The organism is Blastomonas aquatica, from assembly GCF_014639875.1.
Taxonomy (GTDB): Bacteria; Pseudomonadota; Alphaproteobacteria; order Sphingomonadales; family Sphingomonadaceae; genus Blastomonas; species Blastomonas aquatica.
Genome location: NZ_BMGD01000003.1, coordinates 93,054 through 118,581, shown reverse-complemented (window position 1 = coordinate 118,581; position 25,528 = coordinate 93,054). Strand labels below are relative to the sequence as shown.

Sequence of the window (25,528 nt, the reverse complement as noted above, 5' to 3'; positions counted from 1 at the left end):
GTCAGTCCCCGCTTTTGAGGTACCGCTCGAGGAATACGCTGCTGTCCTTCAACACCGGCCCCTTGCCGCGGAAGGGCTTGGATAGCGCCATCACCACCTCTTCGTGGTCGAGCCCCTGATAATTGATCATCTCGACCATCGCGCCCTCCTGCTTGAGCCGCGCGGTGAGGTTGATCGCGTTGCGCGGGCGGACGGTGTTGTCCTCGCTGCTGGTGATCAGCAGCATCGGCGGCGCATCGGCGCGCGCGAAGGTGATCGGCTGGGTGGCTTGCGGATCGGGATAGGCAGCCATCGCGTCGATCGAACGCTTGGTGGTGAAGGGATAGAAATCATAGGCGCCGCTCAGCCCAACCACCGCCTTGACGATGCCCGGGTCGACGCCTGCCGCCTTGAGCCAGCGCGGATCAAGCGCCAGCAGCACGGCGGTGTGTGCGCCTGCCGAGTGGCCGGAAAAGCCGATCGCTTGCGGGTCGCCGCCAAAACGCGCGATGTTGTCGCGGGTCCAGGCGACCGCATCGGCAGCATCTTCGACAAATGCCGGAAAACGTACCTGAGGCACCTTGCGGTAATCGGGCACCACCACAGTAAAGCCCTGCTTGGCGAACGCGCGCCCGGCAAAGGCATAGTCCTGCCGCGCACCCTTCACCCAACCGCCGCCATGCCAGAAGATCAGCACCGGGCGTTTGTCGCTTGTAGTGGCATCAGCCGCGCGCCAGACATCAAGTGTCTGGCCATGCGCACCGAATGGAACCGCCTCGGCCACCAGTTCCGCCCCCTTGCCGCCTCCGGCCACGGCATCGAGCTGGCTCAAAAGCAACGGTGGCGATGTGGTCGCGGCGCAGGCCCCCAATCCGCCGATCGCAACGACAGCAAGCCCCAAAGCAACCTGGGCACCGCGCTTCATGCGATGTAGTGCGCCGTCGTCTTGGCCGCGACATCCTCTGCCGTCACGCCGGGAGCGAGTTCGATCAGCTTGAACGGGCTGTCGTGATCGGGCCGCTGGAACACGCACATGTCGGTGATGATCATATCGACCACGTTCTTGCCGGTCAGTGGCAGCGTGCAGGCCGGGATGAACTTGGGATCGCCGTTCTTGGAGGTGTGCTCCATCACCACGATGATCTTCTTGACGCCCGCGACCAGATCCATCGCGCCGCCCATGCCCTTGATCATCTTGCCGGGGATCATCCAGTTGGCGATGTCGCCATTCTCGGCGATCTCCATCGCGCCCAGCACGGTGAGGTCGATATGCCCACCGCGGATCATCGCGAAACTGTCAGCCGAGCTGAAATAGCTCGAAGAGGGCAGTTCGCTGATCGTCTGCTTGCCGGCGTTGATGAGATCGGCATCCTCGTCGCCTTCAAAGGGGAACGGGCCGATGCCGAGCATGCCGTTTTCCGACTGCAGCGTCACCTCGATGCCTTCGGGCACATGGTTGGCGACCAAAGTCGGAATGCCGATGCCCAAGTTGACGTAATAGCCGTCCTTCAATTCCTTTGCGGCACGCGCCGCCATATCGTCACGGGTCCAGGGCATTATGATGCTTCCTTTTGGATGAGAGCGGGTTTTTGTGAAAGATCGCGCCACACCTGCCGGGTGCCGATCGCGTAAACCAGGCCATAAATGAGGACAATGAGCGAAGACCAGATATTGAACGGTGTGCGCGCGTGCGGCTCGATCAGGATCGGTACGATCAACAGCCCACGCGCCAGATAAATGCCGCTGACCAGCACCAGCGCCGTGCGCATCAGCGGCAGCTTGCGGAAACGGCCCGCGCCAGCAAAGGCGTAGAGCGCCCAAACTGCAAGAACCGCAGTGATCCCGGTGGTCACGAGGACCGGCTGCCAAAGGCCGCGTTCGGCCATGCGCGCCATGCCTTCACCAGCACCAAAGAAGCGATACCAATCGGGACCGCCGATGATCACGCCGATGTGAAGCAGCGCTGCGAGCAGGCTGAGACAGCCACCGACCATCAGCCAGCTGTTGCCCTGCAGGCGACCGTTCACGGCTGCGGTTCCCAATGTGTTTCGGGCGGGAAGACATCATCGAAGCCGCCGCGGATCGACGGGCCGTAGACCGGGTTGGCGAACAGGAACCAGCCATTGCCCCAAAGCGCGTCATACGGTGCGGCGGTTGCTAGTGCGCGGCGCTGCAGCGGGGGCAGTTCGGGCTTGTTGAAGACATTGCGGAAATCGCCAAGCTGGTCACCCGCCATCGCGATGACACACCAGCGCGAAGCGATCGTGGCGCGGCGCAGATCCTTGCTCGATCCGTCGGTATCATCACCCATCAGGAACAGCGTATCGCCGTGCTTGAAGTCGCCCAATCCGGCAGCGGCAAGCGTGGCCTCGCTGCCCTTAGCGTTGGCGGTCGAACGGTTGGTGTTGGCGATCGGCGTGATCCCGGCAGCGCGTAGCGCGGTCATCGCCTCAAGCGCACCGGGCATCGCGACGGCCTTGCCGGTGCCGGTCTTTTCCCACTGGTCCCAGATCGCGGGATCGAAGTCGCTGCCCTGCATCGCGAACCAGCGCATCGACCCAATGTTCCAGATCAGCGTCTCATCGGCATCGAACACGGCAGCCAGCGGTTTGTCGCCGCAAGCAAAGGGCTTACCGGTCGCCTCATCGATGATCACACTGTCGGCAGGCCGCGTTTTGGCCTTGGCGACCGCATACGACACCAATGCGCCATAGGTTTGCCGCACCGCGATCGCACCTTCGGCGGATCCGTAGAGCCATTGCTGGCCCGTCGGCACCGCTGGCGCGATTGCGGCTGCCGCGGTTGCAACGGGATCGGAACGCGTCGTGGCGCATCCGGAGAGCGCGATCGCCGCGAACAGCAGCGCGCGTTTCACGCGGCGGTCCGTTCACGCACCGTTCTGAACTCGATCTTCTTGTCGTAGGGCGCACCGCAGATCAGGCGCTTTACATAAACACCGGGCAGATGAATGCAGTCCGGATCAAGGCTGCCGGTCTCGACGATTTCCTCGACCTCGGCGACGCAGATCTTGCCCGCGGTCGCCATCGGCTGGTTGAAGTTGCGCGCGGTCTTTCGGAAGATCAGGTTGCCCGCCTTGTCGGCCTTCCAGCCCTTGATGATGCACAGATCGGCATAGATCCCGCGTTCCAGAATGTAGGTCTGGCCGTCGAAGTCCTTGTGTTCCTTGCCTTCTGCCACCTGCGTGCCGACGCCGGTCTTGGTGTAGAAGCCGGGAATGCCAGCGCCGCCTGCGCGGCAGCGCTCGGCGAGCGTCCCTTGCGGACAGAACTCGACCTCGAGCTCGCCTGCCAGATACTGGCGTTCGAATTCCTTGTTCTCGCCGACATAGCTCGAGATCATCTTCTTGACCTGGCGAGTGCGCAACAGCTTGCCCAGCCCTTCGCCATCGATCCCGGCATTGTTGCTGGCGATGGTCAGGTCCTTGGTACCTGCATCGCGGATCGCATCGATCAGTCGTTCGGGGATGCCGCTGAGGCCAAAGCCGCCTGCACATATCTGCATCCCGTCAAACAGCAGACCTTCCAGTGCGGATGCGGCATCGGGATAGATTTTCTGCATGACGAGAGGTCTCCCAGAGAAATGATGTCCGGGCCAATCGGTTGATTCGGTCCCTTCTGGGTGCCGTAGCGGCAGATAACTGCTTTTTCTAGCCGCGGCTTGATTTGAATCAATGCGTGTTGTGCCGACCGCTCCCAAGGTCACCTCATAACAACACTGGAGAAGGCACCATGAAATCGATCCTGCTTTATGCCGATGGTGGCGCTGCATTTGAATCCCGGTTTCAGGCCGCGCTTGACCTTGCCCGCAGCCAATCTGGCCACATCACCTTTTTACAGGCAACGCCGCTTTCGGGCTTCATCGTCATGGATCCGATGGGCGGCAGCTATGTCCCCGCTGGCATGCTCGCGCAGTTGCGCGCCGATGAGGACCGGCTGCGCAATATGGTCGAGGCGAGGATGAAGATCGAGGGGCTGCCCTGGGACTGGACAGCTTATGATGGCGACGTCACCCAGGCAGTGATCAGCGCGTCGCGCCTTGCAGATGTGATCGTGCTGTCGCTGGAAAACACCGAGCGCAATGTTCGCCCGCACCCATTGCTGTCGATCGCCGATGTAGCGGTGGAAACCCGTTGCCCGGTGCTGGCCGTGCCAACCGATACCAAGGCGCTTTATACCGCTGGCAAGGTGCTGGTCGCCTGGGATGGCGGGCACGAATCCGCCAATGCGCTCAAGCTCGCTCTGCCGATGCTGCAACAGGCGGCATCGGTGCATATCGTCACGATCGTCGAGCCGAAAAAGGCGGGCGGCTTTCCCTCGACCGAGGCATGCGAATATCTCTCGCGCCATGGCGTGTGCAGCGAATTGATCGAGCGCGAACGCGGTACGCTGTCGATCGAGGAAGTGATCGAGAATGTCGCAGGCGAGATCAGCGCCGACCTGCTGGTGATGGGAGCATTCGGTCACAGCCGTCTGCGCGAAGTCCTGCTCGGCGGCGTGACGCGCTATTTTCTGCGCGATTCAAACATTCCGCTGCTGCTGGCGCATTGATGGCTGGGCGGGCGCGGTCAACGGCGCGCCCGCACCTAACAGCAGGGGTCGACGATCCTGCTCGCGGTGATGGTCTTTTCGCCGTACCAAGCGGGAAAAACAGCGCTCGGCAAACGGGCTTTGGTCACTGGTCATCGCGGCGATCGGATCCTTTCGCGTGCAGAAAGCCTCTGGACCGGCCTGCACCTTCCCGCGCGGAGGGGCATCCGAATGACATTTGACATGCGGAAGAACAGGCTTGTGTGATACGCGATGCCGAGCCCGAAGTACGGTCAATCGCTCACGTTTTACCCGTTACACAAGCCAACTGTAGCCTCGCGTCTATCGCTAACGCATTTCAATTGCAGCTTATACTCGTTATTGAAATGCAATACCATATGTCGGGAAGATGTCTGGCAGTAAGGCCGGGGTGGCAACTACAGGCCAATCCGCTGGCACTTCAAAGAAAATCGCACTAGGCTCAGGGAGGACCGTCCCCCTGCCGCAAGGACCCTGCCTGCGATGCTTAAATTCCTGAAATGGCTGTTTATCCTTCTGGTCGTTGCCATCATCGGCCTCTTCATCTGGGGCTATGCCCCCGATATCGAGCCGAGTGAATTGCAGGCGCTATATGGCCAACCTCCATCTCAATTCGTCGAACTGCCCAATGGTCAAAGCGTGCATGTTCGTGATGAAGGCCCCCGCAATGCCCCGGCGATCCTGCTGATCCACGGGTCCAACGCTTCGTTGCACACCTGGGACGGATGGGTCGATGCATTGAAGGCGGACTACCGCGTGGTGCGTTACGATCAGCCAGGCCATGGCCTGACCGGGGCGCATGTGAAGGAGGATTACAGCACCGAAGCCTTCCGCGACACAGGCGCTGCCGTGATGAACAGACTGGGTGTCGATCGCTATGTGGTCGCGGGCAATTCGATGGGCGGCTGGGTCGCGTGGAATATGGCGCTGGCCTATCCCAGGCGGGTCGCAGGGCTGGTGCTGATCGACAGTTCAGGAGCGCCCGAGGCCAAGCCGACCAAGGTTCCCATCGGCTTTCAACTGGCGCAAAGCGCGGCCGTCCGCCCGATCCTCAAGGTTTTCACGCCCCGCGTGATCATCAAACAGAGCCTGGAGCAATCGGTGGGCGATCCCGGCAAGATCACCCCCGAGATGGTCGATCTGTACTGGAAACTGCTGCGCCATCCGGGCAACCGCGAGGCGACCGTGGCGCGCGGAGATTTCCCCCGCAAACCTGCAAGTGCGCTCGAATTTGCCGGGCTGACGATGCCGTCACTCATCCTGTGGGGGAAAAAGGACACGCTGATCCCGCTTGCCAACGCCACCTGGTTTGCGCGCCAATTACCCAACGAAACCGTGCTGGTCTATGATGATCTGGGACATATTCCGATGGAGGAAGACCCGGTGCGCACGGTCGCGGATTTCAGAAGCTGGCTACAGAAGACGGGACTCGACCGGCCTGCAACAGCGATGACACAATCGGTCCCTAATGCGGCCGCCGTCCCTGCCGAACCGGCAATTTTACCCGGGGGCTGATATGGGGAACAGCATGCACAGCATCGCCATCTACAACCTGAAAGGCGGCGTCGGCAAAACCACCAGCGCGGTAAACCTGGCCTGGTGCTCGGCGGTGCTGTCCGCCCGGCGAACGCTGTTGTGGGATCTCGATCCGCAGGGCGCGGCGACTCATCTGATCGGCGACGATCGCTCAGCCAAGGACGAGGCGCGCTCAATCTTTGCGCGCGATGTCTCCGCTGACCGATTGGTCCGTCCCTCGCGGATCGCAGGGCTCGATCTGCTGGCGGCGGACCATTCGCTGCGTGGTCTCGACCGGCTGCTGTTCGAAATCGGCAAGGCCAAAAGGCTCAGGAAACTGCTCGATGGGCTTGGCAAAACCTATGATCGGATCATCCTCGACTGCCCACCGGGGCTCAGCGAGACCTCCGATCAGGTGCTGCGCGCAGCCGATCTGGTAATCGTGCCGATCATCCCCTCGCCGCTGTCGCAACGCGCCTTTGTCGAGGTGCAGGCCTATCTCGACGGCAAATCGGGCAGGCACGCGCCGATGCTGCCGGTGTTCGTGATGGTCGATCGCAGGCGTGCGCTGCACAAGCAGGCGCTGGAGAAATACCCCGATTGGCCGGTTGTACCGATGGCGAGTTCGGTCGAGCGGATGGCCGAGGAGCGGATGCCCGTGGGCGCCTTCGACGCCAAAAGTCCGGCGGCGCAGGCTTATGCGCGGCTATGGCAGGGGATCGAGCGCAAGCTTGCCGGTTAGAACGGCAGCGGATACCGCGCGAGGATCAGCGCGCTCGCGCAGCCCGAGACCAGCACGAACCGCAGCACCGCGAACATCGCAGGATCGGTGCGGGGGGCTTGGACGAAAATTGCGGTTTTGCTCATTCCCGCAAAATGCGCGCGATCCGCTAACAAAGCGTTAAATTACCCAGGGCACCGCCCGCGATCAGCGGCCGAAATGCGCTCAACCGCGCCCTGCCAGCCGCTCCAGCGCTTCGCCTTCGATCCGCCACGGCTCCCAACCGACGGAATGATGCGCGCCGATATGGCTGTAGAATTTCTTCGCCTTCTCGTTCCAGTCGAGCACCGCCCAGTCGATCCGCGCACAGCCGCGCGCTTTGGCCTCGCGTGCCAGCGTGGAAAGCAGCGCACGACCGGTTCCGGTTCCGCGCGCGGCATCGGCGACGTAAAGGTCCTCGAGATACAGCGACGGCGCACCGGTCCAGGTCGAATAGGTCAGGAACCACAAGGCCAGACCGACAATCTGTCCGTCGATCTCGGCCAAGTGCGCGAACACCTGCGCATTTGCGCCAAACAGCGTCGCGCGCAGCGATTCCTCGGTCGCCTTCACGGCATCGGGCTCGCGCTCGTACACCGCAAGCGCGATGACCATGCGCAGGATATCGGCCTCGTCGCCGAGCCTCGCCGGGCGGATCGTTACTGTCATGATGGCTGGCCTTATTCCGCCGCGATCGTCTCGGCGTTGCCGGCGTCGCTTGTTTCGGATTCGATTTCAGCCGCCTTGGCCTCGACCAGCCGGACGATGTGATCGACCATGCCTTCGTCCTCGACCGTATGGTCGGTGATCCCCGACAGGTACACCATGTGCTTGCCCTTGCCACCGCCGGTCAGGCCGATATCGGTCTCGCGCGCCTCGCCCGGGCCGTTGACGACACAACCCAGCACCGAAAGCGAAAGCGGGGTGTTGATGTGCTGCAAGCGCTCCTCGAGCTTCTGGACTGTGCGGATGACATCGAAGCCTTGCCGCGCGCAGCTGGGGCAGCTTACGATGCGCACGCCGCGGGTGCGGATGCCCAGCGACTTGAGGATTTCGTAACCGACGCGCACCTCTTCCTCGGGCTCGGCCGAGAGCGAAACGCGGATGGTATCGCCGATGCCGGCCCAGAGCAGGTTGCCGATGCCGATCGCGCTCTTGACGGTGCCGCCGACGAAACCGCCCGCCTCGGTGATGCCGAGGTGCAGCGGGCAATCGACCACATCGGCGAGTTGCTGATAGGCAGCGACCGCAAGGAACAGGTCGCTCGCCTTGACCGCGACCTTGAACTCGTGGAAATCATGGTCCTGGAGCAGCTTGATATGATCGAGCGCGCTTTCGACCAAGGCTTCGGGGCAAGGCTCGCCATATTTCTCGAGCAGGTCCTTTTCGAGGCTTCCGGCGTTGACGCCGATACGGATCGAGCAGCCATTGGCCTTGGCCGCGTTGACGACCTCACGCACCCTGTCCGACGAGCCGATGTTACCGGGGTTGATCCGCAGGCACGCCGCACCTGCATCGGCGGCCTCGAGTGCGCGCTTGTAGTGGAAATGGATGTCGGCAACGATCGGGACGCGCGCCGCGCGCACGATCTGCTTGAGCGCCGCAGTGGATTCGACATCGGGGCACGAGACGCGGATGATATCGACGCCTGCTTCCTCGCAGCGGCGGATCTGGTCGATCGTCGCGCGCGCATCCGATGTCAGCGTATTGGTCATGGTCTGCACCGTGACCGGCGCATCGCCGCCGACCGGGACGTTGCCCACCATGATCTGCCGCGACTTGCGCCGGTCGATATCGCGCCAGGGGCGAAGCGAGGGGTTGTGGACGGACATAAATTGCTCTCCAAGAGTGTCAGGCAGGTATAGTCGCTCGATACGGCTTTGGCGAGAGTTCTGGGAGCGAACGCAGCCGGTCAAACAACAGGGATTGGGAACCAGATGCACAAGATGATGAAACTGACGCTGGCAAGCGGCCTGATGGCGATGGCAACTGTGACCACCCTGCCCGCTTGGGCGCAGATGCAAGCTCCGGCCGCGCAGCGCAGCGCCCATGAACAGGCAGCGCGCGAGCTGTATCGCACCATCGTCGGCTTCCGCACCGCGCGCGGCCACAAGCAGGTGCCGGCAATGGTCTCGTACCTCAAGGGCGAGCTCGTAAAGGCGGGCTTCCCCGAGAGCGATATCAGCATCACCGATTACGACAGCGATGGCGAGCCCACCCAGGGCCTGATGGTCACGTTCCGCGCCAAGGGGAAGCCCAAGGCCGGTCCGATCGTGCTGCTCGGGCATATGGATGTCGTCGAAGCTTTGCCCGAAGACTGGGAACGCCCGCCGTTCACGTTGACCGAGGAAGACGGCTATTTCTTCGGACGTGGCACGCTCGACAACAAATACGGCATCGCCAGCCTGTCGCACACGTTCATCCGGTTGAAGAAGGAAGGCTGGACGCCCAAGCGCGATCTGGTTCTGGTGTTTTCAGGTGATGAGGAAACCGGAATGATCAGCACCCGGGCGCAGGCCAAATTCGTGGCCGAGACGATCAAGCCTGCGCTGGTGCTCAACAGCGATGCTGGCGGCATCCGGCTGACCGAGGATTTCAAGCCGATCATGTTCGGCGTTCAGGCGGCGGAAAAGACCTTTGCGACCTTCGAGCTGACCGTCACCAATCCCGGCGGCCACTCGTCGCGGCCCCGCGCGGACAATGCGATCTATGAACTGGCTTCGGCGCTCAAGGCGATCGAAGCCTATCGCTTCCCCGTGCGCGACAACGCGATCACCCGCGGTTCGTTTGCCGAGCTTGGGAAGATCACCCCCGGCCCGCTGGGCGAGGCGATGCTGGCATTCTCGGCCAACCCTGCTGACGAGGCCGCGCGCGCGACCCTGCTCGCCTCACCTGCAGCCAACATGCTCTCGACCACCTGCGTTGCGACGATGCTCAAGGGCGGCCATGCCGAAAACGCGCTGCCGCAATCGGCGACCGCGACGGTCAACTGCCGGATATTCCCCGGTGAAGGCGGCGCTGCGGCAACCCAAGCAACACTCGAGAAGGTCATCGGCAACGACAATGTCATCTTCAAGCTCGATACCGATGTCGTCGAAAGCCCGGCATCGACGCTGAACGCCGAGGTTCTCGGCGCGGTCAAGGCAGGCGTTCATGCGCGTTTTACCGACATGGTGATCGCGCCGTATATGGAAGCGGGCGGTACCGATGGCATGCACTATCGTGCGCTGGGTATGAACACCGTCGCAATCAGCGGCGCGGCGATGCGCGATGCGGACATGTTCGCGCACGGCCTCAACGAACGCATCCGGGTCGAGGATTTCTACGCCGGGCTGGACCACTGGTACCTGATCCTCAAGCACCTGGCCAATTGAGCGCCATCACCGATGCAAGAATGACCGGTGACCCAATTCCTGTTTTCCGGCGAAAGCCGGAATCCAGGGGCCATGGTGCACAACCCCGCTTCTGGACTCCGGCTTTCGCCGGAGAACGCAGTCCACCGTGAGCGTCAGGGCGCGGACTGGAACGGCTTGGCTTCGGCCAGGATCAGCGCGAACCAGTCGTCGGGATCGGTCCATTCGTGACAGGTGGTCCAGCCGCCCGAACGCAGCAGCAGCCGCGCATCGCGGGGTCCGTATTTGTGGCTGTTTTCGGTGTGGATCGTCTCGCCTCTGGCCATGCTGAAGCCTTCTCCCAGAATATGGAAATCGATATCAGCCTGTGCTTCCAGGTGCATCTCGATCCGGGCGTAGCTGTCGTTCCAGCGGGCGACATGGCAGAATCGATCGACCGGGATATCACCATCGAGCTCGCGGTTGATCCGGCGCAGCAGGTTGAGGTTGAACTCCGCTGTCACGCCTTGCGCATCGTCATAGGCCGGGATGAGAATATCGGGCGACTTGATCCGGTCCATGCCGATCAGCAGCATCGCCCCCTCACCCAGCGTCTCGCGCATCGAGCGCAACAGGTCAAGCGACGTGCGCGCGACCATGTTGCCGATGGTCGAGCCGGGGAAGAAGCCGAGCTTGGGCACCCCCGCCACAGCCTCGGGCAGCTTGAGCGGGTGCATGAAATCGCCTTCGAGCGGATGCACCGCCAGTTCGGGGAAATCCGCCGCCAGCGCAGATGCCGAGTCCCGCAGGAAATCCCCCGAGATATCGATCGGCACATAATGCTCGCCCTGCACCGCGCGTAGCAGATGCGGGGTCTTGACCGACGAGCCCGATCCGAACTCGACCACCGCGCGACCCGCACCGCCATGCGCGGCGACCTCGCCGCAATAGCGTTCGAGCAGTGCGGTCTCGGTGCGGGTGGGGTAATATTCGGGCAGATCGGTGATCGCCTCGAACAGCTCGGATCCTGCCAGATCATACAGCCAGCGCGCCGGAATCGCACGGCGGGTGCTGCGGAAACAGGCGAGAATGTCGGCGCGGAAGGCCGGGTCTGCCGATGCTACCGAAACATCGGGAATTGCATCGATGGCCTGGGGTCTGGTCGACACGAACTACTCTCCTGATGAAATCTTCTACAAATCCCGCGCCAGCCTGAGCCCGGTGAACTGCCAGCGCTGGTGGGGGTAAAAGAAGGTGCGATAACTGGGACGCACGGACCCGCGCGGGGTTGCACAGCTGCTGCCACGCAGGACGAATTGGCCCGACATGAACTTGCCGTTGTATTCGCCCACCGCGCCTTCGGCCGGCTTGAACCCAGGATAGGGACGATAGGCGCTACCGGTCCATTGCCAGACATTGCCGAACAGTGCTTCGCTCGCATCGGCGCGCGGCCGCACCGCGCCAGCGGTATCGAGCTGATTGCCGCCCAGTGGATTGTGCATCATGGCGATCGCTTCCCATTCGGCCTCGGTCGGAAGGCGCGCTCCGGCCCAAGCGGCATAGGCATCGGCCTCGTACAGGCTGATATGACAGACAGGCGCTGCCGGATCGACACTGCGCAGCCCATCGAGCCCGAACTGCTGCCAGTGCCCGTCGGCGTCCTTGGTCCAGTACAGCGGTGCACCGATGCCGTTGGCCTGCACCCACGCCCAGCCATCGGCCAGCCAGTGGCGCGATTGCGTGTAGCCGCCATCGGCGATGAACGCGGCCCATTCGCCATTGGTCACCGGGCGGCTGGCGAGCGCATATGGGGTCAGCAACACCGCATGCCGCGGGCCTTCGCAATCGAACGCAAAACCATCACCCGCATGGCCGATCTCGACCTGCCCCACCGGCCCGGTGATCCATTCGAGCGGCTGCGCATCGACCACCGGCTGCGGTTCTGCTGGCCAGATCGCGGGATATAGCGGGTTCTGCGCGAACAGGTGCAGGATATCGGTCAGCAAAAGCTCCTGATGCTGCTGCTCGTGGTTCAGCCCCAGTTCGACCAGCGCCAGCGCTTCCTGACCCAGCGATGGCATCGCGTCCATCATCGCGGCATCGACATGCTCGCGATAGGCGCGGATGTGGTCGAGCGAAGGCCGGGTCAGCAGCCCGCGATGCGGTCGCGCATGCCGCGCGCCTTCGGCCTCGTAATAGCTGTTGAACAGAAAGTGGAAGTCCGGGTCGAACGCGCGGTAATCAGGCACATAATCGCGCAGCACGAAGGTTTCGAAGAACCAGCTGGTGTGGGCAAGATGCCATTTGGCGGGCGAGGCATCGTCCATCGACTGCACTGTCGCGTCGGCATCGGACAGCGGATCGGCCAATGCCAGCGTGAGCGCACGGACTTGGGTGAAGAGACCGACCAGCGCCGAGGGGCTTGCCTCATGCGGGAGGGCGGTGGCGCTCGTGGTCGTCATATCTTCCCCATGCGATGATTATCTATCGTCCTTTACCGTTTCCCGGCGCACGCCGGAATCCAGGGGCGATGTTGCTCAATCTGACTCCTGGGCTCCGGCTTTCGCCGGAGAACAGTCGTCTACCGCGAAGCGCCGGGCACCCAGAGCGGATCTTCACCGTTGTTGATCCGGCGCGCGAGGACGAACAGGAAGTCCGACAGCCGGTTCACGTAGATACGCGCTGAAGGATTGATCGATCCGTCCTGCGATGCCGTCACCAGGGCGCGCTCGGCACGGCGAGCAATCGCGCGGGCAAGGTGCACCGCAGCGGCGCCCGGACTGCCGCCCGGAAGGATGAAACTGCGCAGCGGCGGCAGGGCATCGTTGACCGCATCGATGCGCTGTTCGAGCCACTCGACCTGCGCCGGGATAATGCGCAGCACCATTTCCGACGGGGTGAAATCCTCGCCAGGGGTGGCAATGTCGGCGCCCAGATCGAACAGGTCGTTCTGCACGCGGACCAGATCGGCGGTGAACTCGCTCTCGCCCAGCGCCACGACCGCCAGCCCGAGCGCGCTGTTCAGTTCGTCGATATCCCCGATCGCCACCATGCGCGGGCAATCCTTGGACACCCGCGAGCCATCGACCAGGCCCGACGTGCCGTCATCGCCGGTGCGGGTGTAAATCTTGTTGAGCTTGACCATCTAACGAAACCCGCGTGCCCAACAGGCTCAGCGGTTGACCAGCATCAGCACTGCGACCGCAACGATCGCCATCGCCTGATATTTGACGCGGGCGAACATCATCTTGTTCTGCATCTGGTGGCTACGGCCGACCCCGGGGGTTTTGAGGTCTTCCTCGGTCATCTGGATGAATGCAACGAGGCCGCGCACGAGGCTGACCAGGACCATGACTGCCAGAGCGACAATCGCAAGGATGATGATGACGTTCATGGGAAACTATATGAGGCGTGCACCCATGAAATGCCAGCGGCAAGGTGATTTTTTCTCAAACTTTCCAGCAGCGCCGGTCCGTCCTCGCCCGCATCGCGCAACACGGCCAGCGCAGCGGCCCCTTCGCTCTTGGCCAGCTTGCGGCCATCGGGTCCGGCGAGCAGCGCGTGGTGCAGATAGTGCGGCACCGGCAGGTCCAGCAGCGCCTGCAACAGACGGTGGACGTGCGTCGCATCGAACAGATCGGCCCCGCGCACCACATGGCTGATGCGCTGGTGAGCATCATCCAGTGTTACCGCGAGATGATAGCTCGCCGGCGCATCCTTGCGCGCCAGCACGACATCACCGAACACCTCGGGCCGCGCGGGCTGATCGCCTTCCTGCAGATCGTGCCAGACAAGCGGTCCTGCCTCGGCGATGGCGCGCGCCATATCCAGCCGCCAGGCATGCGCCTCGCTGGCCATCCGGTGCTCGCGCTCCGCCTTGTCCAGCGCGCGGCAGGTGCCGGGATAGACCAGCCCCTCGGGTCCAGGTTGTGCGCCAGCAGCGGCAATCTGGCTGCGGGTGCAGAAGCAGGGATAAACCAGCCCCCGCGCCTTCAGCAGCGTTAGCGCCGCCTCATACGCCGCGAGCCGCGACGACTGGAACAACACCTCGCCATCCCAGCCCAGCCCCAGCCAGCCAAGGTCCGCAAAGATCGCCTCGACCAGTTCAGGGCGCGAGCGCACCCCATCGATATCCTCGATCCGCAGCAGGAATGCGCCGCCCAGATCGCGCGCCAGATCATGTGCACGGCAGGCGGCATAGGCATGTCCCAGGTGAAGCGCGCCATTGGGGCTCGGGGCAAACCGGGTGCGGACGGGAGAGCGCGCCGTCACCTTTTCGCCCATCTCAAACAAACCGTCCGCCCCTTGGGTGTAATGCGCCAACTTATCACCATATATTGTGGCAGCACCCTCTTGACCTGTGCGGTTGCCTCATGCTGATTAACCGTAAATCCGGTTATCGCGTTTTTGTCATGGGGCTGTCACGCACTTGGGTTTATAGGAAACAGCGCGGACGAATGGGAGAGGGTTTAAGCCGACCATGTTTCATCCCGATTTGATTGAACGGGCCCTGCGGGACCCGCACCCCGACTTTATCCGGCATCCCGACAGCTGCCCGGCGCTTGTTCTCAACGCCGATTACACCCCTTTGAGCTATTATCCGCTGAGCCTGTGGCCGTGGCAGACCGCGATCAAGGCGATCTTCCTCGACCGCGTCGATGTCATCGAGACCTATGAGCGCGAGGTACACTCACCCACGGTCCAGATGAAGATCCCATCGGTGATCGCATTGAAGCAATACGTGAAGCCGTCCGAATACCCCGCCTTCACCCGCTTCAACCTGTTCCTGCGCGACCGCTTCCACTGCCAGTATTGCGGATCGCCGCACCAGTTGACCTTCGACCACGTCGTCCCACGCCGTCTGGCGGGCAAGACCACCTGGCAGAACGTCGCCACCGCCTGCGCCCCATGCAACATGCGCAAGGGCGGCCGCACGCCTGCGCAAGCGGGCATGCGCCTGATGGTCCAGCCGATCCGCCCGACCAGCTGGCAGCTGCAGGAGCGCGGGCGCGCGTTTCCGCCCAATTATCTGCACAACAGCTGGCATGACTGGCTGTATTGGGATGTAGAGTTGGAGGCTTGAGGGGGAAGTAAAGGGAGCAGAAGGTTGTCAGTCAGCCAAAGCGAATTGGTCGGTGATGCATCGCTACCAACCGCCTCCCCAATATTCCGCAATGCCTCCAGCGACAAAGCCGATGCCGGCGGCAAGAATAAAGCCCGCATATCCTTTGATGGTACGTCGCATGTAAATGTTGCGCCATTCTGTTTTACGAAAACCTACTGACCACATTGGAAGCCAATATCGCGTGCCATATGCCCACGCGCCGACGGCAACGCACATTGCGGCGATGAATATGGCCAACATTGCTTGGGCGAGCTCAGACATCACAACAATAGTAATTCAAGCGCGCACATCCACAAGCGGGTGGTTTACGGAGCGATTGCTTTTTTATCATAGCAGCACAGCCGCCACCCCCTCCGCTCAGCCTGAGCCTGTCGAAGGCCCCGCTATACGGCCAGCGTGGGCGCGGGTCCTTCGACTTCGCGGGCTGAAGCCCGCGGCTCAGGATGAGCGGGGGTGGTGATTGGAGTGCATCGACAATTGTCGCGCCTTGGCTCGCGGCTTGGCGCATTTCCTTCGCGGCTTCGCGTCTTCGCGTGAACCGGAATTTTTTCACGCGAAGAGTGGCGGCGCGACGGAATGAGGGTGCGTGCCGCATTGGCCCTCTCCCCTTTAAGGGAGAGGGAGGAGCCGCGTAGCGGCGGGGGGAGAGGGGAATGCGTTGCCGCTGCCCCTCTCAACTTCGGCTAGCGAGCTACGCTCGCAAGCCTTCGTATCTCTCCCCTGAAGGGGAGAGAGCATCATCACATCAAGCCACCTGCGCCTGCGCTGCCGCAGTGACCACCTCGAGCGGACGCACGATCAGCGTTACCCGGTCGTGCCCGACCGCGACATTGAGCACATCGCCCGCCTGGACCACGATCGGCTCGGGAAAATTGTGCAGCATCTGCAGCCAGCCGCCATCGGTATAGCCATCGGGGTGGTTGTCGAAGGTCACGCCCTCGGCCAGATCGACATGCATCCACTGGACGATTCCGGTGGCGATGCCATCGGCCTGCACGTCGATCTCGAGCAGGTGCAGGTCGCTGGCGTGCGCCTTGCAGGTGAGATCGATGCTGACCAGTTCGACGTCCGCCGACAGCCGCCGCCAGTCGGTCATCGTGCCGTGGATCGGCAATTTGGGCGAAGCGAGCGCGGCGAAGCGCGACAGATCGAAGCCCGAGACCTGATCGACGAACACATAATCGGCGAGCACCGGGCTTTCGACCAGGCAGCCGATCGCAGATGCGCGGCGCGGGATGACGATGGCGTCGGGCTTGAGCAGCCGCGCGTGCGCATCCTCGAAGGTGTCGATGACATGCTCGGTGAGCAGGTCGCTCGAGAGGATTTCGGAGACCAGAATGTCCGCGCGTTCGCCCAGATGCTCGCCGACCTTCAACTCGGTCGAAGGCGCGGTGTGGACGGTGATTTGGGTCTGATAGCCGTTGTCGGCGATGATCTGGCGCGCCATGTCGGCGATCACCGGGACGACCTCGCACGCGGTGACCGACCGGGCGCCGGCGCGCGCGGCCATCATCGAGAGCAGCCCGCTGCCGGTGCCGATATCCAGCACGCGCGCATCGGGCCCGGCCTCAGCGATCGCGGCGCGGATCGCGGCCTCGAAGGCGTCGTTGCGGCGCACGTCGTTGAGCATCGGGATATGCCAGAACGGCACCAGATCGGCGCTCAGACGGCGGATCTGGTGTTCGATATGGATGTTGCCCGGCTGCAGCGCCAGCGCGCGGCGGAACTGGTCGAGCGCCTCACCCTTGCGGCCTGCATCGGAGAGCATGACCGCAAGGTTGTTGGCGGCGACCGGGTTGGCGGGGTCGGCCTTGCAACTCGCCTGCAGCGCAGTGATCGCCTCGTTCGGGCGGCCGGTGCGGCTGTAGATCAGCCCCTTTTCGTGGTGCGCCACCGCGTGATCGGGATCGAGCGCGAGCAGCATGTCCCACGCCGCCAGCGCCTCGTCGGTCGCGCCGCGATGACCGAGGATTCCGGCGAGAATCGGCAGCACCTCGATCGTGCGATAGCCCTGCTCCACCACCATCCGATAGCGCGGTTCGGCAGCGGCAAGATTGCCCGCCTCCTGCAACTGCATCGCCTCATGCAACAGGGTTCGCGCGGCTGAAATCTCGTGTGCGGTATCCGGCATATTTCCCCCGTAAAGCGGCGTTAAGACAGTTCACCAGACTATTAACGAGCAGGGTTAACAAAACGTAACCGTTGGGTTTTGCGAGACTTTTTACGTCTGCAACTTGATCGTCACCCCCGCGAAGGCGGGGGTCCCGCTTTTGCGCCACGGCCGTATCAAAGCGGGATTCCCGCGTCTGCGGGAATGACGGATTTCCCCACCTGCGACCGACCGAGTTTGACGTTCCGCAAAAGAGAACATAATAAGAACATATGTCCCGACCCGATTCCCTCGAGTCTCTCAAAAACCGGATCGCCGGGATCGAACGCCTGCGTGCTGTCGAGACGGCGGCGTTGGCGCAGACCGGTCATGCCGGGATCGACGACGCGCTGGGCGGCGGGTTGGCGCGCGGACGGGTGCATGAGGTGTTTGCCGCAGAGGCCGGTGATGCGGGCTGCGCGGCGGGTTTTGTCGCAGGGCTGGCGCTGCGTCTGGGGGTGGGCCTGGGGATGGGATCGGGCGGCACCCTGGTGTGGCTGCGTGAGGCTCAGGCGGAACGCCAAGGCGGCAGGCTGCACGCGCCGGGGCTGGTCGAGATCGGCCTCGATCCGGCACGTGTCATCATCGGGATCATGCCCGATCCACTGGCGGTGCTGCGTGCGGCGGCCGATGTGGTGCGCTGCGCCGAAGTGGGCGTCGCGGTGATCGAACTGTGGCGCGACCCGCGGCTGCTCGACCTGACCGCAAGTCGGCGGCTGGCGCTGGCGGCGGAAACATCGGGGGTGACTGTGATCGGCTTGCGCATTGCGGCGACCCCCTCACCCAGCGCGGCGCAGACCCGCTGGCAGGTGAGCGCCGCCCCATCGCTACCGATGGAAGCCAATGCGCCGGGCTATCCTGCCTGGAAAGTTGAATTGTTGCGCCAGCGCGGACGCCCATCAGGCAGCGACTGGCGCGTGGAGTGGAACCGTGAACAAGCCTGTTTTGCAGACGCCGATTGCGGCCTCAATGCCGGAGAATCCGCCGCAATCGCAGCGGCGTCATCTGGCGCTGTTCTTCCCTTTTCTGCCGGTAGACCGGTTGATGCGGCAAACGAACTGCGACGCGCCGGGTGATGGTCGTGACACGCCGCTGGTGCTGGTCGAAAAGGTGCGCGGTGCGATGCGGATCGCGGCGACCTGCCCGCAGGCGGCCGCGCTCGGGCTGAGCCCGGGGATGGCGCTCGCCGATGCCCGCGCGCAGGTGCCGCTGCTCACTGTCACCGATCACGACCCGGCAGCGGACTTGACCTGGCTAGAGCGGCTGGCAGACCTTTGCGACCGCTTCACGCCTCTGGTCGCGATCGAGCCGCCCGATGCGCTGGCGCTCGACATCACCGGTTGCGCGCATCTGTTCGGTGGCGAGGCTCCGCTGCTCGCCGATGTCGCGCATTTCATGGCGCGGTGGAGCGACGATGTCCGGCTGTCGTGCGGCGATACGCCCGAGGCGGCGCAGGCGCTCGCCCGGTTCGCGCCTGCAGGCACCAGCTTCGAGAGCGAGGATGCGACATTGCGCCGGCTGCCGGTCGCCGCGCTGCGGATCGACGAAGAGACGCAGACCGCATTGATCCGCGCCGGGCTCAAGACCATCGGCGATCTGGCGATGCGGCCCAGCGCACCGCTCGCCGCGCGCTTCGGTGCGGATCTGGTCGACAACCTCGACCGGCTGCTGGGCACCGCCGACAGCCGCATCACCCCGCGCCGCGCCGCACCAGCCTTGCGCTTCGAACGGCGCTTTGCCGAGCCGATCGGTCGCACCGAAGCGGCGATGGCGGCGATCGGCGAACTGGCGCAGGAAGCCGCCATCGTGCTCGAGCAGCGCGGCATGGGCGGGCGGCGCTTCATCGCGCGCTTTTTCCGCAGCGACGGGCGCACCTATGATCTCGCCACCGAAAGCAGCCTGCCGATGCGCGATCCCGACATACTGATGCGGCTGCTCAGCGAGCGGCTGGCGGCGCTGGCCGATCCGATCGATCCGGGCTTCGGCTTCGACATGATCCGGCTGGCGGTGCCGCGCATCGAACCGCTGACCCCGGCGCAATTGCAGCTTGAGGGCGGGTGCGTGGCCGACGAAGCGATGGCCGAGCTGGTCGACCGGTTGAGCACCCGGCTGGGGCGCGGCGCGATCCGCCGTTTCGAGCCGCGCAACAGCCATGTCCCCGAGCAGGCCGCGCTGACCCTGCCCGCGGTCGATCTGCCCGCGCCCGCCGCCTGGGATGCCCCGCAGTCGGGCGAGCCGCCGACCCGCCCGATCCACCTGTTCGATCCGCCGCAGCCGATCGAGGTGATCGCCGAGGTGCCCGACGGCCCGCCGCACCGCTTCCGCTGGCGCCGCACCCAGCACCATGTCGTGCGCTTCGAGGGGCCCGAGCGGATTGCGGCGCAATGGTGGAAGCACGCGCCTGGCAAAAGCCCCAAGGGAGGTGGGGGCCTGACCCGCGACTATTACCGCGTCGAGGACGCGCGCGGGCGGCGCTTCTGGATCTTCCGCCATGGATTGTACGAGACCGAAAAGCCCGATCCGCGCTGGTATGTGCACGGCCTTTTCGCATGACAAAAAGGCCCACAAACAACACGTTATTCGCATGACGGACGCACCCGCCTTCGCCGAACTGGTCACCGCGAGCAACTACTCGTTCCTGCGCGGGGCATCGCACCCGGCGGATCTGGTCGCGCGCGCGCTCGAGCTCGGGCTCGCAGGCATCGGCATCGCCGACCGCAACACGGTGGCAGGCGTGGTCCGCGCGCACATCGCGCTGCGCGATGCGCATAAGGCCGCCGCCGAGATCGGCGTGCCGCCCCCTGCCCTCAGGCTGGTGGTCGGCGCGCGATTGGTGTTTGCCGACGGAACGCCCGACATCATCGCCTATCCCGCGACGCGGCATGGATGGGGGCGGCTGACCCGGCTGCTGACCTTGGGCAACCTGCGCGCCACCAAGGGCGATTGTACGCTGCACCTTGCCGACCTGCTCGAGCACCTCGACGACCTCCTGCTGATCGTGATGGCCGCGCCCGATGACGCGGCGCTGCTCGGCACGCTCCGCGCAGCCGCGCCAGACCGCGTCTGGATCGGCGTGACCATGCCACGCCGGGGCGCCGACCGCCGCCATCTCGCGCGGATGATGCACCTCGCCGAGGCCACCGCCCTCCCCCTGCTCGCCACCAACGACGTGCTCTATGCCTCGCCCGAGCAGCGCCCGCTGCACGATGTGCTGACCTGCATCGGCGCGGGCACCACCATCGCCAATGCAGGGCGGCGTCTCGAGGCGAACGCCGAGCGCCACATCAAGCCGCCCGCCGAGATGGCACGGCTGTTCGCCGACTGCCCCGAGGCGATCGCGCAGAGCACCGCGCTGATCGAGCGCATCGCCTTCACCCTCGACGACCTGCGCTACCAGTACCCGCTCGAGCCCGTTCCCGAAGGCTGGGAGGCGCAGGCCTGGCTCGAGCATATGGTGACCGAGGCCGCGCGCGACCGGTACGGCAGGGAGCTGCCCGCCAAGGTCCGCAAGATGCTCGACGACGAGTTCGCGCTGATCGCTAGCCAAAAATACGCCTGCTATTTCCTCACCGTGCACGATCTGGTGCGCTTCGCCCGCACCCGCGATCCGCCGATATTGTGCCAGGGGCGCGGCTCTGCGGCGAACTCGATCGTCTGCTTTCTGCTGGGCGTTACCTCGGTCGATCCGGTGACGCACGACCTCTTGTTCTCGCGCTTCGTCTCGGAAGAACGCGCCGAGCCGCCCGATATCGATGTCGATTTCGAGCACGAGCGGCGCGAGGAGGTGATGCAGTACATCTACCAGCGTTATGGCCGCCACCGCGCCGGGATCGCCGCGACGGTAATCCATTACCGCCCGCGCAGCGCGGTGCGCGAGGTCGGCAAGGTGCTGGGCTTTTCCGAGGATGTGACGGCCCGGCTGACCAGCACGATCTGGGGCAGCTTTGCGTCCTCGATGGCCGAGCAGCGCTATGCCGAGGCCGGGTTCGATCCCGACAATCCGGACATCGTGCGGCTGCGCGATCTGGTCGACCAGATCCTGCACTTCCCCCGCCACCTGTCGCAGCATGTCGGCGGTTTCGTGCTCACCGAAGACCGGCTCGACGAGACCGTGCCGATCCACAACGCCGCGATGGACGACCGCACCTTCATCGAATGGGACAAGGATGACATCGACGCGCTGGGCCTGATGAAGGTCGATGTGCTGGCGCTGGGCATGCTCACCTGCATCCGCAAGGCGTTCGCGCTGATGCGGCAGCATGATCTGGGCGAGCACGATCTCACCGTCGATCTCGAGGCGGACGACCCGGCTGTGTACGACATGCTGTGCCGCGGCGACAGCATCGGCGTGTTCCAGGTGGAAAGCCGCGCGCAGATGAACATGCTGCCGCGCCTGCGCCCCCGCACGCTTTACGACCTTACCGTGCAGGTCGCGATCGTGCGCCCCGGGCCGATCGAGGGCGACATGGTCCACCCCTATCTGCGGCGTAGGTCAGGCATCGATCCGGTCGACTACCCCTCGCCCGCACCGCCGCACGACCCCGATGAGCTGAAGACGCTGCTCGGGCAGACCTATGGCGTGCCGCTGTTCCAGGAGCAGGCGATGAAGCTGGCGATCGTCGCGGCGGACTTCACCCCGGGCGAGGCCAACCACCTGCGCCGCGCGATGGCGACCTTCCGCAATGTCGGCACGATGCACAATTTCCGCGAGAAGCTGGTCAAGGGGATGACCGCGCGCGGCTATACCGCCGAGTTCGCCGAACGCTGCTTCAAGCAGATCGAGGGTTTCGGGAGTTATGGCTTCCCGGAGAGCCATGCGCTGTCGTTCGCGCGATTGGTCTATGTCTCGTCGTGGATCAAGTGCCACCAGCCTGCGGTGTTCGCCTGCGCGCTGCTCAATTCGCAGCCGATGGGGTTCTATGCGCCTGCACAGATCGTGCGCGATGTGCGCGAGCATCAGGTCGAGGTACGGCCGATCGACATCAACATGAGCGGCTGGGACAATGCGCTTGAGCGCGATGGCCATGGGCGGCTGGCGCTGCGGCTGGGCTATCGCCAGATGGATGGCTTCCGCAATGCCTGGGCCGAGGCTCTGGTCGCCGCGCGCGCCGAAATAGGCCGCTTCACCTCGGTCGAGATGCTCGCGCGCCGTGCCGACCTGCCGTCTGCTGCGCTGCGCCTGCTCGCCGATGCCGATGCGTTCGGATCGCTGGGGCTGTCGCGGCGGCAGGCCCTATGGGAGGTGCGGCGCACGCCCTCGGGCGAGTTGCCGCTGTTCGCCGCCGCCCGCGCCCGCGAGCCCCTCGTCAGTGAATTGGGCGACGAGCCCGACATGCAGCTGCCGATCATGCCCGCCTCCGAAGAGGTGGTGACCGATTACCAGACGCTGCGGCTCTCGCTCAAGGACCACCCGATGACGTTCTTGCGTTCTGGTCTGCGCGCAGACGGCGTGCTGTCGTGCGAGGACACCAACAATTCCAAGGCGGGCGCGGCGGTGCGCACCGCCGGCATCGTCCTCGTCCGCCAGCGCCCCGGCAAGGGCAACGCGATCTTCGTCACGATCGAGGACGAGACCGGGATCACCAACATCGTCCTGTGGGCCCGCCTGTTCGAACGCTACCGCCGCGCCGTGATGGCCAGCCGCCTGATGCAGGTCGAAGGCGTCTTGCAACGCAGCCGCGAAGGCGTGGTCCACCTGATGGCGAACCGCGTGGTGGATCGGAGCGATCTGCTGGCGACGCTGACGGCGACACGGGGGGATGGAGCGATGTCGCCACCGCTGGCGCGAGGGGATGAGGTGGCGCGCCCGGTACCGTCACGCCATCCGCGGGATGCAAGGGTGCTGCCGAAATCGCGGGATTTTCATTGAGGGGGCATACGAACCGAAAGTCTAATCCAACCGATAATTCGAGTCTTGATTATAACAAAACTCAAAAGGTATCATCATGAGCCTATTATATACTGGCAATATATAGAGCCGGAGCTGTCTTAAAAGGAAAACAATATGATGGATCGCGAGGATTTCCTTGGGGTACGGTTAAAACTGGAACGGGCTGAGCACCACATTCGACATTTAGAGCAGATCGCTCGAGATCATGTCGCGTTCAATGTGCAAGCTATGAAACGGCAACCGAATCCCAAAAAGTGGCAAAAAAGGGGTGTCGGTAGTGCACCACCAAGACACACGCCTACGATATTAGGCGACGCCATCCACAATCTACGCTCAGCTTTGGATCATGCTTATTGTGCGCTCGTAATAGCAAATGGATGTAAAATAACAAATCGAACATCATTTCCATTCTACCCCAACAAAGACCGGGCACTAGAGGCTCTTACAAATAAGGGTAGAGTTCGGAGTGATACACCAAACAATGATGTTTTAGAATTCATACTTAATGAATTGAAGCCATTCCAGGATGATGGTAACGATCTTTATATTTTACATAAATTAGATATTGATGACAAGCACAAGGTGCTTGTCGGAACCCTGGCCTATGTTCATCAAGCACATTATGAAATCATGGATAACAATGGAAAATCACTTTTAGACATTCATGGCCCCACTATTATTGTTCCTCATAAGTACCAAAACTCAGGACCCATTGGCCTAGAGCCAGGACAGTGGCTAAAGCTTCACGATGATCCAAGAAAGGTTTTTGACATCAGATTCGATCAAGGGACTTTTGAAGGAGAAAGTGTTGTTGGGAAGATTAAAGAGGTTTCGCAAATCACGAATAAAGCCTTAGATGATTTATCTAAATTTTCACTATCTCTAAGGAAATGATATTTAATTCGTCAACCTGCCCTGCTTTTCTGCGCTAATCGGTGATCAGCACTCACAAAGCCCGATTGCGCCCTAGGCGACATTGACGTATAAATGCACCATGCAGACCCGCCCGATCACCGTCGTGGAAACCAGCGTGTTCCTGCGGCAAGCGGAGAAGATATGGAGTGATGAGGAACGTGCTTCCCTTGTCGATCAACTCGCGCACAATCCAGAATCAGGCGATGTCATCCCCGGCACGGGCGGGGTGCGCAAAATGCGCTGGGGGCGGAGCGGTAGCGGGAAGCGTGGCGGCGCACGGGTGATCTATTTCTATCACGATCTGGACACCCCGCTCTATCTGCTGCTGGCTTATGCCAAGGCGCAGGCGACCGATATGAGCGCGAACGAGAAGAAGGCGGTTGCAGCCCTCGCCGCAGCCATCAAAGGCAAGAGATAAGGAAAGAGCAATGGAAGACGCCAAAACCACCTTCGCTGCGGACCTGATCGCCAGCATGACCGAAGCCGCTGCCCATGCGCGCGGGGACGATACCGCCGCGCGCGAACATGTGATCGAGGTGCCCGATGTGCGCGCGATCCGCGAGGCTTTGGGGTTGTCGCAACAGGCGTTTGCCAGTGCGTATCGCATTCCGCTCGCCACGCTCAAGGGGTGGGAACAGGGCCGCCGCCATCCCGATGCCACCGCCAGCGCCTATCTGAGCGTGATCGCGCGGATGCCCGATGCCGCACGGGAGGCGTGAAGGCAGCTTGATGGGCGTGGGTGCGCAGGCAGGTTGAGGGTATGCGCTCGGAGACTAGGGGATGAGCAATGACCCACGACCAAAAGGCGCGCCTGCTCCACCAGATCGGCGCTACTCTCAAGGCAGACCGGCGGTTTTCACCTTTGGGAACGTTGTTCATCTGCGCGGTCGAAGACATGTTTATCAGCATGTCGCTGTTCTGGGATCGGGGCAATTACATCGCGTACCACTCGCCGGACTACGACAAGTTCGAGGACGACATGATCGCATTGTGGGAACTGGACCCACCTGACCAGCGCTGGCTGGAGATCCAGTATGTGCTCAGGGGCAAGGAATCCGAGGTCAACGTTCTGTATGAAGCAGACCTTGGCGATGACCTTGTCGACCCAAAGCGGCTTCGCGACTCTACGCAACGCTATTTTGGCACCAAGCGCGTGGTCTATCCGACATGGCGGGACGGTCCCACCGCCGGGCTTTAAGCACCACTCCCCCCATTGACCTCCCCCCACCACCCCCTAACCTCTCCCGCAACCACAGGAGAGCCCGCCATGACCGCGA

General features: G+C 63.2%; 27 protein-coding genes. 12 read left to right on the top strand and 15 right to left on the bottom strand.

The features are described 5' to 3' along the window. Position 1 precedes the first annotated feature (1 nt). The 5 genes from IEW00_RS08580 to IEW00_RS08560 are packed head-to-tail and all read right to left on the bottom strand — an operon-like array spanning position 2 to position 3,558. Positions 2 to 904, bottom strand: coding sequence for an alpha/beta hydrolase (locus IEW00_RS08580; protein ID WP_188513996.1), 903 nt, complete (start codon positions 902 to 904; stop codon positions 2 to 4). Next, positions 901 to 1,536 carry a 3-oxoacid CoA-transferase subunit B gene (locus tag IEW00_RS08575; RefSeq protein ID WP_188513995.1) on the bottom strand — a complete coding sequence of 212 codons (636 nt, stop codon included), beginning with the start codon at positions 1,534 to 1,536 and terminating at the stop codon, positions 901 to 903. The genes IEW00_RS08580 and IEW00_RS08575 overlap by 4 nt, the downstream gene beginning before the upstream one ends. Then, positions 1,536 to 2,006, bottom strand: coding sequence for a hypothetical protein (locus IEW00_RS08570; protein WP_229736913.1), 471 nt, complete (start codon positions 2,004 to 2,006; stop codon positions 1,536 to 1,538). Before IEW00_RS08570 ends, IEW00_RS08575 begins: the two co-directional genes overlap by 1 nt. Then, positions 2,003 to 2,854: an HAD family acid phosphatase gene (locus tag IEW00_RS08565; RefSeq protein WP_188513994.1), complete on the bottom strand. Its 852-nt coding sequence runs from the start codon at positions 2,852 to 2,854 to the stop codon at positions 2,003 to 2,005. Before IEW00_RS08565 ends, IEW00_RS08570 begins: the two co-directional genes overlap by 4 nt. Beyond that, positions 2,851 to 3,558 (bottom strand): CoA transferase subunit A, encoded by a 708-nt coding sequence (locus IEW00_RS08560; protein ID WP_188513993.1) that lies wholly within the window; start codon positions 3,556 to 3,558, stop codon positions 2,851 to 2,853. The genes IEW00_RS08565 and IEW00_RS08560 overlap by 4 nt, the downstream gene beginning before the upstream one ends. Positions 3,559 to 3,728: 170 nt before the next feature. Here IEW00_RS08560 and IEW00_RS08555 point away from each other — a divergent pair, with 170 nt between their 5' ends. The 3 genes from IEW00_RS08555 to IEW00_RS08545 all read left to right on the top strand — a co-directional run bounded on the left by IEW00_RS08555 (position 3,729) and on the right by IEW00_RS08545 (position 6,822). Beyond that, positions 3,729 to 4,547: a universal stress protein gene (locus IEW00_RS08555; protein ID WP_188513992.1), complete on the top strand. Its 819-nt coding sequence runs from the start codon at positions 3,729 to 3,731 to the stop codon at positions 4,545 to 4,547. A 501-nt stretch (positions 4,548 to 5,048) separates the two neighbouring features. After that, a complete protein-coding gene (locus IEW00_RS08550; protein ID WP_188513991.1) occupies positions 5,049 to 6,080 on the top strand; it encodes an alpha/beta fold hydrolase in 1,032 nt (343 codons plus the stop codon). Between the two features lie 13 nt (positions 6,081 to 6,093). Next, positions 6,094 to 6,822 carry a ParA family protein gene (locus tag IEW00_RS08545; protein WP_188513990.1) on the top strand — a complete coding sequence of 243 codons (729 nt, stop codon included), beginning with the start codon at positions 6,094 to 6,096 and terminating at the stop codon, positions 6,820 to 6,822. On the opposite strand, the gene IEW00_RS17580 is transcribed toward IEW00_RS08545, so the two are convergent. The 3 genes from IEW00_RS17580 to ispG all read right to left on the bottom strand — a co-directional run bounded on the left by IEW00_RS17580 (position 6,819) and on the right by ispG (position 8,672). Beyond that, positions 6,819 to 6,947 (bottom strand): hypothetical protein, encoded by a 129-nt coding sequence (locus IEW00_RS17580; RefSeq protein ID WP_268235804.1) that lies wholly within the window; start codon positions 6,945 to 6,947, stop codon positions 6,819 to 6,821. The two genes, IEW00_RS08545 and IEW00_RS17580, sit on opposite strands and share 4 nt — an antisense overlap. 79 nt (positions 6,948 to 7,026) lie before the next feature. Then, entirely contained in the window at positions 7,027 to 7,509 is a 483-nt protein-coding gene (locus IEW00_RS08540) for a GNAT family N-acetyltransferase (RefSeq protein WP_188513989.1), read from the bottom strand. An 11-nt stretch (positions 7,510 to 7,520) separates the two neighbouring features. Further along, positions 7,521 to 8,672: a flavodoxin-dependent (E)-4-hydroxy-3-methylbut-2-enyl-diphosphate synthase gene (ispG, locus tag IEW00_RS08535; protein ID WP_188513988.1), complete on the bottom strand. Its 1,152-nt coding sequence runs from the start codon at positions 8,670 to 8,672 to the stop codon at positions 7,521 to 7,523. Between the two features lie 105 nt (positions 8,673 to 8,777). On the opposite strand from ispG, the gene IEW00_RS08530 reads away from it, so the two are divergent. Beyond that, the gene (locus IEW00_RS08530) at positions 8,778 to 10,214 is read left to right on the top strand and encodes a M20/M25/M40 family metallo-hydrolase (RefSeq protein ID WP_188513987.1); all 1,437 of its coding nucleotides are present in this window, start codon (positions 8,778 to 8,780) and stop codon (positions 10,212 to 10,214) included. 134 nt (positions 10,215 to 10,348) lie between these two features. Here the strand turns inward: IEW00_RS08530 and egtD are convergent, their stop codons facing one another. From egtD to gluQRS, 5 genes are all read right to left on the bottom strand, one after another. Next, positions 10,349 to 11,341, bottom strand: coding sequence for an L-histidine N(alpha)-methyltransferase (gene egtD, locus IEW00_RS08525; RefSeq protein ID WP_229736912.1), 993 nt, complete (start codon positions 11,339 to 11,341; stop codon positions 10,349 to 10,351). 24 nt (positions 11,342 to 11,365) lie between these two features. Beyond that, positions 11,366 to 12,634 carry an ergothioneine biosynthesis protein EgtB gene (egtB, locus tag IEW00_RS08520; RefSeq protein ID WP_188513986.1) on the bottom strand — a complete coding sequence of 423 codons (1,269 nt, stop codon included), beginning with the start codon at positions 12,632 to 12,634 and terminating at the stop codon, positions 11,366 to 11,368. A 119-nt stretch (positions 12,635 to 12,753) separates the two neighbouring features. Beyond that, positions 12,754 to 13,317 carry a cob(I)yrinic acid a,c-diamide adenosyltransferase gene (locus IEW00_RS08515; RefSeq protein ID WP_188513985.1) on the bottom strand — a complete coding sequence of 188 codons (564 nt, stop codon included), beginning with the start codon at positions 13,315 to 13,317 and terminating at the stop codon, positions 12,754 to 12,756. Between the two features lie 27 nt (positions 13,318 to 13,344). Then, positions 13,345 to 13,566, bottom strand: coding sequence for a hypothetical protein (locus IEW00_RS08510; RefSeq protein ID WP_188513984.1), 222 nt, complete (start codon positions 13,564 to 13,566; stop codon positions 13,345 to 13,347). Further along, a complete protein-coding gene (gene gluQRS, locus IEW00_RS08505; RefSeq protein WP_188514559.1) occupies positions 13,563 to 14,456 on the bottom strand; it encodes a tRNA glutamyl-Q(34) synthetase GluQRS in 894 nt (297 codons plus the stop codon). Before gluQRS ends, IEW00_RS08510 begins: the two co-directional genes overlap by 4 nt. A gap of 196 nt (positions 14,457 to 14,652) precedes the next feature. On the opposite strand from gluQRS, the gene IEW00_RS08500 reads away from it, so the two are divergent. Further along, positions 14,653 to 15,255 (top strand): HNH endonuclease, encoded by a 603-nt coding sequence (locus tag IEW00_RS08500; protein WP_188513983.1) that lies wholly within the window; start codon positions 14,653 to 14,655, stop codon positions 15,253 to 15,255. A gap of 63 nt (positions 15,256 to 15,318) precedes the next feature. On the opposite strand, the gene IEW00_RS08495 is transcribed toward IEW00_RS08500, so the two are convergent. Together IEW00_RS08495 and IEW00_RS08490 are read right to left on the bottom strand one after the other, a co-directional pair. After that, on the bottom strand, positions 15,319 to 15,558 hold the full coding sequence (locus IEW00_RS08495; RefSeq protein WP_188513982.1) for a hypothetical protein: 240 nt from the start codon (positions 15,556 to 15,558) through the stop codon (positions 15,319 to 15,321). A gap of 484 nt (positions 15,559 to 16,042) precedes the next feature. After that, on the bottom strand, positions 16,043 to 17,428 hold the full coding sequence (locus IEW00_RS08490; protein WP_188513981.1) for a protein arginine N-methyltransferase: 1,386 nt from the start codon (positions 17,426 to 17,428) through the stop codon (positions 16,043 to 16,045). A 251-nt stretch (positions 17,429 to 17,679) separates the two neighbouring features. On the opposite strand from IEW00_RS08490, the gene IEW00_RS08485 reads away from it, so the two are divergent. The 7 genes from IEW00_RS08485 (at position 17,680) to IEW00_RS08455 (ending at position 25,449) form a co-directional block, all read left to right on the top strand. Further along, the gene (locus IEW00_RS08485; protein WP_188513980.1) at positions 17,680 to 18,522 is read left to right on the top strand and encodes an ImuA family protein; all 843 of its coding nucleotides are present in this window, start codon (positions 17,680 to 17,682) and stop codon (positions 18,520 to 18,522) included. Next, positions 18,491 to 19,999: a Y-family DNA polymerase gene (locus IEW00_RS08480; protein WP_229736911.1), complete on the top strand. Its 1,509-nt coding sequence runs from the start codon at positions 18,491 to 18,493 to the stop codon at positions 19,997 to 19,999. Before IEW00_RS08485 ends, IEW00_RS08480 begins: the two co-directional genes overlap by 32 nt. 31 nt (positions 20,000 to 20,030) lie before the next feature. Next, complete coding sequence (locus IEW00_RS08475; RefSeq protein WP_188513978.1) at positions 20,031 to 23,315, top strand: error-prone DNA polymerase; 3,285 nt, start codon at positions 20,031 to 20,033, stop codon at positions 23,313 to 23,315. A gap of 135 nt (positions 23,316 to 23,450) precedes the next feature. Beyond that, positions 23,451 to 24,230, top strand: a complete 780-nt coding sequence (locus IEW00_RS08470) for a hypothetical protein (RefSeq protein WP_188513977.1) — start codon at positions 23,451 to 23,453, stop codon at positions 24,228 to 24,230. A gap of 100 nt (positions 24,231 to 24,330) precedes the next feature. Next, complete coding sequence (locus tag IEW00_RS08465) at positions 24,331 to 24,669, top strand: type II toxin-antitoxin system RelE/ParE family toxin (protein WP_188513976.1); 339 nt, start codon at positions 24,331 to 24,333, stop codon at positions 24,667 to 24,669. 10 nt (positions 24,670 to 24,679) lie between these two features. Then, on the top strand, positions 24,680 to 24,970 hold the full coding sequence (locus IEW00_RS08460; protein WP_188513975.1) for a helix-turn-helix domain-containing protein: 291 nt from the start codon (positions 24,680 to 24,682) through the stop codon (positions 24,968 to 24,970). 68 nt (positions 24,971 to 25,038) lie between these two features. After that, a complete protein-coding gene (locus IEW00_RS08455) occupies positions 25,039 to 25,449 on the top strand; it encodes a hypothetical protein (RefSeq protein WP_188513974.1) in 411 nt (136 codons plus the stop codon). The last annotated feature ends 79 nt before the right edge of the window (positions 25,450 to 25,528 follow it).